The organism is Pseudochelatococcus lubricantis (assembly GCF_042432495.1).
In the GTDB taxonomy this organism is placed as follows: Bacteria; Pseudomonadota; Alphaproteobacteria; order Rhizobiales; family Beijerinckiaceae; genus Pseudochelatococcus; species Pseudochelatococcus lubricantis.
Genome location: NZ_JBHLXC010000005.1, coordinates 1 through 11,897, shown reverse-complemented (window position 1 = coordinate 11,897; position 11,897 = coordinate 1). Strand labels below are relative to the sequence as shown.

Genomic DNA, 11,897 nt, shown 5'->3' with positions numbered 1-11,897 from the left:
AATCTCTCCTGTGGGAAAATGCATGCTTGTGCAAGCACGACTCTTGCCGGAGAGTCACGGCATATAGTAGTTTCCCGCTTGAGAGCCACGAAATATCGTCCGGCTGTTCCTTCCAGCGTTTCCCATGAGGCGAACGTTGCGCCCGGCAACAGGTCACTTGCCGGCGACTTGAAGGATTCCGCGCGAGACGCGGCATGATGGAGCATGAGTAATGAGCGATCCCGGCAATACCTGGACTGACGAACGTGTCGAGCAGTTGCGCAAACTCTGGAGCGATGGCCTGAGCGCCAGCCAGATCGCAACGGAGATCGGCGGCGTCAGTCGCAATGCGGTGATCGGCAAGGTTCATCGTCTGGGTCTGTCGGGCCGTGCGAAGGCCCCTGCCGCCCAGACGCCCCGTCCGCCGCGAAAGGCGCCGGCCCCGGCTGCGCCTGTCGTTTCCGCCCCCCGCCAGGCCCCTTCGGTCGCCGCGCCCGCGCCGGTCCCGCAGCCGTTGGCATCGACCTTCGGCAACGCCGCCCTCGCGACGGCGGCGCTCGCCGCGGAGCCCGATGACATGCCGGCGGCAACCCTCGCGACGGACATCGTGCCCGTAGTGCGGGAGAACGTTGTCGTGCCGATGTCCGAGCGTGTCACGATCATGGATCTGCGCGAATACATGTGCCGCTGGCCGGTCGGCGATCCGACCTCCCCGAATTTCCGCTTCTGCGGCGCGCGTGCGGTGACGGGCATGCCCTACTGCACGCACCACGCCAGCATCGCCTACCAGCCGGTGCTCGACCGTCGCCGCGACCGCAAACGGGCCTGAGCGGCGGCGCGGCATTCCGCATGGATGCATTCGATATGACAAGGCCGCCGGTCTTCCCGGCGGCCTTTTTGCTGGAGAACTGTCAATGACACGCGGCGCCTGCGGCATATGCACGCAGGGATAAGCGGATCACCCGATTTGTGCATGTCAGCTATTCGCTGCGCGCAAAGGTTTCGTCAAACGCATATCCTGCGCCACGCACGGTGCGGATCGGATCCGGACTGCGGGCGCGGTTGATGGCCTTGCGCAGACGCCCGACATGCACATCCACGGTCCGCTCGTCGATATAGACATCGTGCCCCCAGACGCCGTCGAGCAACTGCTCGCGGGTGAAGACACGGCCCGGGCTCTGCATCAGGAATTCTAGCAGTTTGAACTCGGTCGGCCCCAGATGCAGCTCGCGGCCGCTGCGGCGCACGCGCCGCGTCTCGCGGTCAAGTTCGATATCGCCGGCCAGCAGCAGCGTCGCCACGTGCCCGGGCTTGGTCCTGCGCAGCAGCGCGCGCACGCGCGCCAGCAGTTCCGGCACCGAGAAGGGCTTGACGACGTAATCATCCGCGCCGGTGGCGAGGCCCCGCACCCGCTCGCCCTCGTCGCCGCGCGCCGTGAGCATGATGATCGGCAGGCGCTCGGTGTCGCCGCGCGCGCGCACGCGCCGGCACAGCTCGATGCCGGAGAGGCCGGGCAACATCCAGTCGAGCAGGACGAGATCGGGAACCTGCTCCCTCAGCCTGATTTCCGCCTCGTCACCGCGTCCCACGCTGTCGACGGAATAGCCCTCGGCTTCGAGGTTGTAGCGAAGAAGCAGCGCGAGCGGCTCCTCGTCCTCCACGATGAGAATGCGTGGTCCTACCATGAGGTCCTCGTGGTATCGCCCGCAGCAAGTGCGAGACATCGAAACTTCACGCGCTCGGGCTACACTGCCTTGGTGGGCAAAGCCGTGCGAACGGGCGCCGACGCGCAATGCACCCTGTCCGGTAACGCCGTTTCCCGAAGAGCGCGACTCGTCGAGAAGTGGTCGGGTTCGTGCGGCGCTTGAACAAGACCCGCATGAGACCCGTCGAAGAGACCGGTAGCGCCGGCATGGCGCCTCCCGGACTTGGCCGCTGGCATGGGATGACGCCGCGCACGACAGCAAGAACTTTCGGACCGCAGTCCGAAAGCGTTCCCGACGTGCCGGAACGATCAGCGCATCGCTTGAGACGTCCAGATTTTCCTGTACGCCCGATCCATTCCTTCATGCCGGAGGAAGCCCTTCATCAGCGCTGCCCTCCAACAAATCCGGCCTAGAGCGCACGCTCTGATGAAATCAGGGCGTGCGCTCTAAATTCTACATTTTATCGCAACTTGCATTCGATTCTATGGATTGACTTGAATGCAAACCGCTCTAGTGACCCCGCCGCGCAGGCACCCCGGCATTGCACGTCCATCACACCGCAGGCGTGGTGGCGAAGCTCGTGGTGTCGCCCTTCGGACGCTCGCCCGCCAGCGTTTCGCCGGTCGTCAGGAAGTAGATCGTCTCGGCGATGTTGGTGGTGTGATCGCCGATACGCTCGATGTTCTTGGCGAGGAACAGCAGGTGCGTGCAGAACGTGATGTTGCGCGTGTCTTCCATCATGTAGGTAAGCAGTTCGCGGAAGACGGAGTTGTAGAGCGCGTCGATGCGGTCGTCGCGGTTCCACACTTCGAGCGCCTTCTTCTCATCGCGCTGGGCGTAGGCGTCGAGGACGTCCTTGAGCTGCTCCTGCACCAGATCGCTCATGTGCTGCACGCCGCCGACGATCTTGGCGGGCTGCAGTTCGGAGCTGATTGCCAGCACGCGCTTCGCCGTGTTCTTCGCCAGATCGCCGATACGCTCCACATCGCCCGCCACGCGGATGGCGGAGATGATGTCGCGCAGGTCAACCGCGACCGGCTGACGACGGGCGATCGTCGCGACCGCGAGTTCCTCGATCTCGCGCTGCAGGCTGTCGAGACGCGAGTCCGCATCGATGACCTGCTGAGCAAGAGCGACGTCACGACGCACGAGCGCGCGGGTGGAGTCGTCAAGCTGCTTCTCGGCAATGCCCCCCATCTCGGCGATCCTGCTGCGCAGGAGTTCGAGATCGGCGTCGAATGAAGTTACAATATGTTCGGCCATCACCAGTATCCCTGTTTGGAGGCAGCACGGGCAGCGCGACGCGCCGCCCGTATCTGTCTGCGCATCAGCCGAAGCGGCCCGTGATATAGTCCTGCGTGCGCTTGTCCTGCGGCGCGGTGAAGATCTTCGTCGTTTCCGCGAATTCCACCAGTTCGCCGAGATACATGAACGCCGTGAACTGCGACACGCGCGCTGCCTGCTGCATGTTATGCGTCACGATGGCGATCGTGTAGTCTTCCTTCAGCTCGTCGATCAGCTCCTCGACCTTCGAGGTCGAGATCGGGTCGAGCGCCGAACAGGGTTCGTCGAACAGGATGACCTCAGGCTTCACGGCGACGGTACGCGCGATGCACAGACGCTGCTGCTGGCCGCCCGAGAGGCTTTGGCCGGAGGCGCCCAGCTTGTCCTTGACCTCGTCCCAGATAGCGGCGCGGCGCAGCGAGGACTCGACCCGCTCATCCATCTCCGCCTTGTTCAGGCTCTCGTAGAGGCGCACGCCGAAAGCGATGTTGTCGTAGATCGACATCGGGAACGGCGTCGGCTTCTGGAACACCATGCCGACCTTGGCGCGCAGGGCGTTGAGGTCCTGGCCGGGGTTGAGCACGTTCTGACCGTCGACAAGCACCTCACCCTCGGCCCGCTGGCCGGGGTAGAGATCGTACATGCGGTTCAGCACGCGCAGCAGCGTGGACTTGCCGCAGCCCGACGGGCCGATGAACGCGGTGACGATCCGGTCGTACAGCGGCAGGTTGATGCCCTTCAGCGCCAGCGAGTTGCCGTAGTAGAACTTGAGATTGCGGACCGAAACCTTTTCGGTGAGCGGGCCGGCGGGGATTGCCGGGGGCACCGGTTGCGTGGCGCTCTGGGTGGTCATTTCTTCTTCCTCGTCGAAAGAGCGCGAGCCGAAATGCTCATCGCAAGAACCGTGAAGGTGATAAGCAGGGCGCCCGTCCACGCAAGCTGCTGCATGTTCTCGTCAGGCGTCTTGGTGAAGTTGTAGATCACGACCGGCAAGCTCGCGATCGGCTGGCCCATGTCCAGGCTCAGGAAGTTGTTGCTCAGCGCCGTGAACAGCAGCGGTGCCGTCTCGCCGCTCACGCGCGCCACCGCCAGCAGCACGCCGGTGACGATGCCCGTGATCGCCGCCTTGTAGGCAACCTGCTTGATCACGATCGAGCGCGGCAGGCCGAGGGCCGTGGCCGCCTCGCGCAGCTGGCCGGGCACCAGCAGCAGCATGTCTTCCGTCGTGCGCACGACGACCGGAATGACGATCACCGCCAGCGCCGCGGCGCCCGCCCAACCCGAGAAGCCGCCGAAGGGCGCGACCAGCACTTCGTAGATGAACAGGCCGATGACGATCGACGGCGCCGAGAGCAGGATATCGTTGATGAAGCGCACGACATTCGTGAGCTTATTATAGCGGCCGTATTCCGCCATGTAGGTTCCGGCGAGGACGCCAAGCGGCGCGCCGACGAGCACAGCGACCACCGTCATCATGATCGAGCCGATGATGGCGTTGAGCAGGCCGCCCCCGACGGAGCCCATGCTCGGCGTGATTTCCGTGAACACGGCCAGCGACAGGCCGGAGAAACCTTCCCAGACCAGCACGACCAGGATGAGCAGCAACCACATGATGCCGAACAGCGCAGCCGCCGTGCAGAGGCCCATGGTGATGCTGTTTTTGCGCTTGCGCGCGGCATACGATACCATGATCAGGCCCCCAGCTTGTTGAGACGCGCCAGCATGAGGCGAGCGACCGCCAGCACGATGAAGCTGATGATGAACAGGATGAGGCCGAGCGCCACCAGCGAGGAGCGGTAAAGGCCTTCGGACGCCTCGGCGTATTCGAGCGCGATGGTCGCCGAGATCGTGGTGCCGGGCTGCAGGATCGACGCGGAAATCTGCTTGGCGTTACCGATGACGAAGGTCACCGCCATCGTCTCGCCCAGCGCGCGCCCCAGCGCCAGCATGACGCCGCCGACGAGGCCGGCGCGGGTGTGGGGAATGACCACGTTGCGGACAACTTCCCAGGTGGTGCAGCCGATGCCGTAGGCCGCTTCCTTCATCACCGGGGGAACCGTCTCGAACACGTCGCGCGACACCGAGGCGATGAACGGCAGCACCATGATCGCCAGGATGAGGCCGGCCGTCAGCGTGCCGAGGCCGTAGGGAGGGCCGGCGAAGACCGCGTTCAGCACCGGAACCGGGCCGAACAACGTGATCAGGAAAGGCTGCAGCGTCTGCTGCAGGAAGGGGGCGAACACGAAGAAGCCCCAGATACCGTAGATGATCGAGGGAATACCGGCCAGCAGCTCGACCGCGATGCCGATCGGGCGGCGCAGCCGCATCGGGCACAGCTCCGTCAGGAACACCGCGATGCCGAGACCCACGGGAACAGCGATCAGCATGGCGATCAGCGATGTCACCAGGGTGCCGTAGATCGTGGCGAGCGCGCCGAATTCCTCTGCGTTGGCGTCCCACGTCTGCGATACGAAGAAGTTGAGGCCGAAATGGCTGAGCGCCGGCCACGCACCGTAGATCAGCGACAGCACGATGGCGAAAAGAAGCGCCAGCACGAGAAGCGCCGCCGACCGCGTCAGGTGGAAGAATAACGTGTCGTTCTGCCTGAATTTGTTCAGGGCCTGCGATCTGTTCACCGCTGCATCGTTGCCGCGGGATATGTCTTTTATAGCAACGTCGGCCATGAGTTCTCTGCCTGTGTGCGAAGGGACCCCTTTTCAACCCGCCGCCATGGGGCAGTCGCAGATGCGGCAGGCAGGCGAAAACGCGCCATTCGCAAACTGCCTGCGCGGGTATGAGGCGCCGCAGCGGGGAAGGTCGGGGGGCACCCGCATGGCGCCCCCCGTTCAGCCTGCGGACGAGGCCGCTTACTTGTTCTTGACTTCAGCCGCCCAGACAGCGCGGATCTGGTCGGTCACGCTCTTGGGCAGCGGAATGTAGGACAGTTCCTCGGCAATCGAAGCGCCCTTCTCGTAGGCCCAGTCGAAGAACTTCAGGGCAGCGGCGGACTGCGCCTTGTCCTTCGGCTCCTTGTGCACGAGCACGAAGGTCGCGGCGGTGATCGGCCAGGAGTCTGCGCCAGCCTGGTCGGCGAGAATCACGCCGAAGCCGGGAACCGACTTCCAATCCGCGTGAGCAGCGGCGGCCTGGAACGTCGCGGAGCTGGGCGCCACGAACTTGCCGTCCTTGTTCTTCACGCGCGTGTACGACAGGTTGTTGGCCTTGGCGTAGACGTATTCGACATAACCGATCGAACCGGCGATCTTCGCGACGTTGTTCGCGACGCCATCGTTGCCGGGCGCGCCGAGACCGACCGGCCACTGCACCGTGGTGCCGACGCCGAGCTTGTCCTTCCATTCGGCCGAAACCTTCGAGAGGTAGCTCGTGAAGTTGAAGGTCGTGCCCGAGGAGTCAGCGCGGCGCACCACGGCGATGGCCGTGGAGGGCAGCTTGACGTCGGGGTTCAGCGCCTTGATGGCCGCGTCGTCCCACTTCTTGATCTCGCCGAGGAAGATCTTGGCGAGCGTCTCGCCGTCGAGAGCGATCTCGCCCGGCTTGATGCCTTCGAGGTTGACGATCGGAACCACGCCGCCGATGACGGTGGGGAACTGCACGAGGCCGGACTCTTCGAGATCCTTGCCGGAGAGCGGAGCGTCGGTGGCGCCGAAGACAACCGTGTTGCCCTTGATCGCCTTGATGCCGTTGCCCGAACCGCTCGACTGATAGTTGATCTGAACGCCCGTCTCCTTGTTGAAGGCCTCAGCCCACTTGACATAAACAGGCGCGGGGAAGCTGGCGCCAGCGCCCGTGACGGTCTGGGCACCCGCAGGAGCGGCGAAAGCGACGGCCGCGAGGCCAGCGGCAGCGTAGAGGTGAGAGAATTTCACGGAACGTCTCCAGGAATGGATTCAAATGAATGTGTCCGCCCGCCGCCGAATTGCGGCCGGCGCAGCGTGGTCGCCATGGACAAGGCCGAACTTAATGGCCGTCACCAAGAGTCTCTATGACGCTCTGATGACACTTCAATGACATGTATCCGCCCGCGCGGAGATTCTGTTCTCTGGCCGGCGGTCCCCGTCAGGTATCTTCCCCGGCCGGGACGACTCTGGGCAGCGAGACCCTGAACATCGCGCCCTCGCCGCTCCGGCTTTCGATATCGAGGCGGCCGCGATGGCGGTTGACGATATGCTTGACGATGGCGAGGCCGAGCCCCGTGCCGCCCTTTTCCCGGCTTTCGGCGACATCGGCGCGGTAGAAGCGCTCCGTCAGGCGCGGCAGGTGCTCGGGCGCCACGCCGGGACCGTAGTCGCGCACCTCGATCACCACTTCCTCGCCGCCAGCCTTGCGCTTTGTCACCGATACGTCGACGCGCTGGCCCTTCTGGCCGTATTTGATGGCGTTCTCGACCAGGTTCTCGACCACGCGCAGCAGTTCGTCGCGGTCGCCCGTCACATAGACGGGCATCGGCGCCAGCTCCAGCGCGACGGTGACGCCACGTTCCTGCGCGAGTGGCGCCAGGGTCTCGATCATGTGGCGCACCAGCAGCCCCACCTCAACCGTGTCGCTCGGCGGCACGTGCAGGTTCATCTCGATGCGGGAGAGCGAGAGCAGATCGTCGATGAGACGCGACATGCGCCTGGCCTGATCGCGCATGATGACCAGGAAGCGCTCGCGCGCATTCTCGTCATTGCGCGCCGGCCCCTGCAGCGTCTCTATGAAGCCGATCAGCGAGGCGAGTGGCGTGCGCAGCTCATGGCTGGCGTTGGCAACGAAGTCCACCCGCATGTGCTCCAGCCGGCGGGCGCTGGTGAGATCGCGGATCAGCAGCACCGCTCCTTCGGGCAACGGGCCCTGGCCTGTGAGGAGCGGCGCAATGTGCGCTTCCAGCGTGCGCTCCACCGACCCATGCTCCCGGAACTCCGCCTGCACCGCCCCGCCGCCGCGCAGCACGGTCTCGATGCCGTCGAGAACAGCGGGCGCGCGCACGATGAACGCCAGCGGCCGCGCCTCCACCAGCAGCGGAAACAGGGCCCGGCCGGCCGGGTTGACGTTGAGCACCACCCCGCGCCGGTCGATCAGCACCACCGGATCGGGCAAGGCGGCGAGCAGCACCGCCGGAGAAACCGCGCTGGCGGAAGCGGGCTTCACGCCCCCCACCGCGAGGCGCTTGCGCAGCGGCCGGCTATCCCTGAACAGCGCCGCCGCCAGCAGCGCCGAAAGCGCGGCGCCGGCCAGCGTGGCCCAGCCGAAGGAGCCGTTGAGCATCTCGACCAGCCCCAGAATCGCGGCGGCCAACAGGGCCGCGCGAAGGGCAATGCCCCGTGAACTCAATTCCATTCCGATTCCCTGCCGATTCCCTTGTCCGCGCCCCGGTTGCCGCCGGCGCGGCTGTTAACCCGGCTTATAAACCGTTATGATGCCATTAAAGTCATGACAGGGAGACGGCAGATGGCCCATCGCGCGAGGCAAAATCGGAAATCCGGAGATGGTGCGAACGACGACGCGGACGTGGCGGCGGCGGAGACAGCTCACGGCGCGTCGGACGTTCTGGCCTCGTTCGACATCCACGCACCCGAGTTGCCGCAGGCGATCGCGGATGCAGCCCTGCGCTCGGGCGGATTTCCCTATGACGACAAGCTGTCGAGCAAGGTCTACAGGCGGGAGTTGCGCGGCCTGCAGATCGAGCTGCTGAAGCTCGCCACCTGGGTGCGTCAGTCCGGCGAGCGGCTCGTCGTGGTGTTCGAAGGGCGCGACGGCGCCGGCAAGGGCGGCGCCATCACGCGCTTCACCCAGCATCTGAACCCGCGCAGCGTGCGTATCGTCGCCCTGCCCCGCCCCTCAAACGTCGAGGCCGGGCAATGGTACTTCCAGCGCTATGTCAGCGAGTTGCCCTCGGCGGGCGAAATCGTGCTGTTCGACCGCTCCTGGTACAATCGCGCGGGCGTCGAGCCGGTGATGGGCTTCTGCTCGCCGGAACAGACCGAGCGCTTCCTGAACGAGGCGCCGGTTCTGGAAAAGCTGTGGACGAACGACGGCATCCGCCTGATCAAAATCCTGCTGACCATCGGGCCGGAGATGCAGATGGCGCGGCTGCACGCGCGCGAGCACGACCCGCTGAAGCACTGGAAGCTGTCCCCCATCGACTATGAGGCGATTCCGCGCTTCGATGCTTATTCCCGCGCCTTCGACCGCATGATCGAGCACACCAGCACGCCGCACGCCCCCTGGACGGTCATCCGCGGCAACGACAAGCTGCGGGCACGCCTGGCCGTCATCCGCCACGTGCTGACCGCCACGCCCTACACCGACAGGGACGACAGTGTCATCGGCAAGGAGGACCGCGGCGTGGTGCTCTCCGCGAAGCGTTTCCTGTGCAAGGGCGGCGAACCGACCGCGAACGGCGATTGAACGGAGGGCCGGCGCGCTACCGATTCACGTACCGCGCCGGAAGCCCGCGGAACAGGGCGTCAGCATAAGAAGGCCAAGGCTGCACGCGCAATTGCCGCGACCTGCATACCATCATTCCCCGGACGCCAGTGGCGCCGACGTGCCCGGTTTCGGATTTTTCTTGAAATTTATTCCCTAATGGTCGGAGCGGCGGGATTTGAACCCACGACCCCTAGTCCCCCAGACTAGTGCGCTAACCGGGCTGCGCTACGCTCCGCGACCAAAAGGAATCACCGCCCGAGCGGGGCGATGGCCGGTTCGTGGTGTTTAGGAAAATCCGCGGCCGGATGCAAGGGGAAACGGTATCGTTCCGGCGTTTTGTGAATACATGGCCCCCCGGGGCGCTTCCGCCCCCCGAGGGGATTGTTCGGTCGCATGGCGGGCGCAGGTTAAAGCCAGCGCCCCGGCGATCAGGCGATAATGTCGGACGAGTCGAAGCCGTTGACGCCGACACCGGTCAGCTTGATCGCTTCGTCGGCATTGCCATCGCCATTCCGATCGTAGAACAGGTAGCCGTCCGCTCCAACCCCCGCGAAGTAGTACTTTATTGCACCACCAATCGCGGTGTTAGCAGCAGCGAGCGCGCCGCTGAAGTCGGCCGCAGTGCCCTCTGCATAGTTGGCTCCGCTGCCTGCCAGGCCCGTCTTGATCTTGTCGACGCCGGTCGCGAAATCGGTGATTTCGTCGACGGTAGCCGCCGTAATGCCTGTCTCCCCGGCCCGGAAACCGAAGATGTCGGCACCAGAGCCGCCGGTCAGCTTGTCTACGCCGGTGCCGCCGTAGATGATGTCGTCACCGGCACCGCCGTTGATGGTGTCGTTGCCTTCCTGACCATAGATGGTGTCATTGCCATCACCGCCATTGATGATGTCGTTGCCACCATCCCGGCCCTTGCCGTTGAGTGTGCTTTCCGCAGAAAGCTCCTCGTGCTTGGCGCGGACATACCGCTCTGTCGCTTCCGCCGTCCATTTGCCGGTTGTAGCATCCGCATACTGCGCGAGAGAAGTGCTACGGAAGTCGATGCTGCTCGCTTCCAGCGCAGTGAAGACCGCCCAGCCTGAACCTTCTGGAAGGCTAGTCACGTTCAGCCCGTTCGCCGCGGCAGTCCCCCGCAATACATCGGTGAACACTGTGTCGCCGAAGATGATGTCGTTGCCGGCACCTGCGTCGAACGTGTCGTTGCCGGCCGCAGTGAGTGCGGCGCTCCCGCTCAGTTCGCCGATCTCTTTTTCGAGTTCCTGGGCCGTATTGATATTCGTTGCAACAGCATCCGGGATGCCAAGCCCACTGCCCTCAACCCTGTGCAGATAGGTCAGGTTTGCTTGCGTTAACCCGATACCGATAGCATCAATAGTATAGCCACGGTTATATATCTCGGTGACTTCTGCAACATGGTCACCCACCTCATTGCCACCCTCGATATGGCGCGTCGCAGTCTCGTTACCCGTTGCGTTGTTAGAAGTGTTGGAAGGTGTCTTGCTATCCCCCGTGTACCAAGTGTTCGGCTGACCGTCCGAAATAAACAGAACCTTGTTCTGGGGATTTAGAGCCGCACCCAAGGGTTGATTGGTGCTGATATACTCCAGCGCACTTTGCAACCCTGCTTCATAGTTCGTCGCATTCGCCGTCTCAAGATCTTTAAGCCAGTCGCTGACGTCTTTCTGAGCACTGAGTACCGGCTGCCCGTTCTGACGGATATCGATCGTCTCTGCGGTCCCCGAGTCATCCCTGTCGAACTGAATAAGGCGCACCCGGATGTTCTCGGCTTGAGATTTGCCAAGCACAGTCACCAAGTTATTGACAGCCTCCTCGAGTACGTCAAGGCGGCTTTTCCCTCCTCCCATTGAATCATTCATGCTTCCCGAAGTATCGAGCACCAGCACAAGGTTGAGGCTCTGTCCCTTCCCGGCACCGATACCGCCGATGTCGCCGATTAGCACATCCGCACCGTTGCCACCTGCGATCGTCCCGCGACCCGTTGGACTCTGATCCTTGCCGTCCTCGCGCTTGATAACGTGTGGCTCTTGATTGTTGCCTTGATCATCGGTGTTCGAACCCACAACAAGCAGGCTGGGGTTGAAGACATCCGTGACAATGATCTTATGCGAGTCCTGTGCAGAATCGCCGTCACCATCGACAGCCGTGATCTTGAATTCGACGGTCTTCGTGCTGTCCACGGCAGCCGCTGCGAACGCCCACGTGCCGGTGTTGCTGACGGTCAGATGGCCAGCGGCAGTGTCGAATTCCGCCTTGCCGTTGCCATCGAACGTCTTCTCGTTGCCGTCGACAACCACCTTCAGATTCTGGTTCGTCACGCCATCGGCGCCCTCGACCAGCGTCCACTTGCCGGAGATTGTCGCCGTTTCCTCAACTGTGTCGTCGCCGTCTCCTACCGCAGCGGCGATAGTGACCGCCGGCACGTCGTCGACAATCTTCACGCTCAGGGTACCGGACGCGGGCTGGTTGTCGTAGTCCGTCAGC

At 63.9% G+C, this 11,897-nt stretch carries 10 protein-coding genes and 1 tRNA gene; 2 read left to right on the top strand and 9 right to left on the bottom strand.

What is annotated here, in order from left to right:
- Positions 1 to 211: 211 nt before the first annotated feature.
- Positions 212 to 808 carry a GcrA family cell cycle regulator gene (locus ACFFJ7_RS10775; RefSeq protein WP_377592241.1) on the top strand — a complete coding sequence of 199 codons (597 nt, stop codon included), beginning with the start codon at positions 212 to 214 and terminating at the stop codon, positions 806 to 808.
- Positions 809 to 959: 151 nt separating this feature from the next.
- Here ACFFJ7_RS10775 and phoB read toward each other — a convergent pair whose 3' ends face one another.
- The 7 genes from phoB to ACFFJ7_RS10740 all read right to left on the bottom strand — a co-directional run bounded on the left by phoB (position 960) and on the right by ACFFJ7_RS10740 (position 8,306).
- A complete protein-coding gene (phoB, locus tag ACFFJ7_RS10770; RefSeq protein ID WP_166951776.1) occupies positions 960 to 1,664 on the bottom strand; it encodes a phosphate regulon transcriptional regulator PhoB in 705 nt (234 codons plus the stop codon).
- Between the two features lie 573 nt (positions 1,665 to 2,237).
- A complete protein-coding gene (gene phoU / locus ACFFJ7_RS10765) occupies positions 2,238 to 2,948 on the bottom strand; it encodes a phosphate signaling complex protein PhoU (RefSeq protein WP_166951778.1) in 711 nt (236 codons plus the stop codon).
- 64 nt (positions 2,949 to 3,012) lie between these two features.
- On the bottom strand, positions 3,013 to 3,822 hold the full coding sequence (gene pstB / locus ACFFJ7_RS10760; protein WP_166951781.1) for a phosphate ABC transporter ATP-binding protein PstB: 810 nt from the start codon (positions 3,820 to 3,822) through the stop codon (positions 3,013 to 3,015).
- Positions 3,819 to 4,658 (bottom strand): phosphate ABC transporter permease PstA, encoded by an 840-nt coding sequence (pstA, locus tag ACFFJ7_RS10755; protein WP_166951784.1) that lies wholly within the window; start codon positions 4,656 to 4,658, stop codon positions 3,819 to 3,821. The genes pstB and pstA overlap by 4 nt, the downstream gene beginning before the upstream one ends.
- A 2-nt stretch (positions 4,659 to 4,660) precedes the next feature.
- Positions 4,661 to 5,653: a phosphate ABC transporter permease subunit PstC gene (gene pstC, locus ACFFJ7_RS10750; RefSeq protein WP_166951787.1), complete on the bottom strand. Its 993-nt coding sequence runs from the start codon at positions 5,651 to 5,653 to the stop codon at positions 4,661 to 4,663.
- Positions 5,654 to 5,836: 183 nt separating this feature from the next.
- On the bottom strand, positions 5,837 to 6,856 hold the full coding sequence (pstS, locus tag ACFFJ7_RS10745; RefSeq protein WP_166951790.1) for a phosphate ABC transporter substrate-binding protein PstS: 1,020 nt from the start codon (positions 6,854 to 6,856) through the stop codon (positions 5,837 to 5,839).
- A 190-nt stretch (positions 6,857 to 7,046) separates the two neighbouring features.
- Positions 7,047 to 8,306: an ATP-binding protein gene (locus ACFFJ7_RS10740; RefSeq protein WP_166951792.1), complete on the bottom strand. Its 1,260-nt coding sequence runs from the start codon at positions 8,304 to 8,306 to the stop codon at positions 7,047 to 7,049.
- A 111-nt stretch (positions 8,307 to 8,417) separates the two neighbouring features.
- On the opposite strand from ACFFJ7_RS10740, the gene ppk2 reads away from it, so the two are divergent.
- The gene (gene ppk2, locus ACFFJ7_RS10735) at positions 8,418 to 9,377 is read left to right on the top strand and encodes a polyphosphate kinase 2 (protein ID WP_246225265.1); all 960 of its coding nucleotides are present in this window, start codon (positions 8,418 to 8,420) and stop codon (positions 9,375 to 9,377) included.
- Positions 9,378 to 9,555: 178 nt separating this feature from the next.
- Here ppk2 and ACFFJ7_RS10730 read toward each other — a convergent pair.
- Both ACFFJ7_RS10730 and ACFFJ7_RS10725 read right to left on the bottom strand, forming a co-directional pair.
- A tRNA-Pro gene (locus ACFFJ7_RS10730) sits at positions 9,556 to 9,633 on the bottom strand.
- Between the two features lie 193 nt (positions 9,634 to 9,826).
- Positions 9,827 to 11,897 (bottom strand): VWA domain-containing protein (locus ACFFJ7_RS10725; protein WP_377592236.1); only part of this gene is annotated, 2,071 nt, incomplete at its 5' end.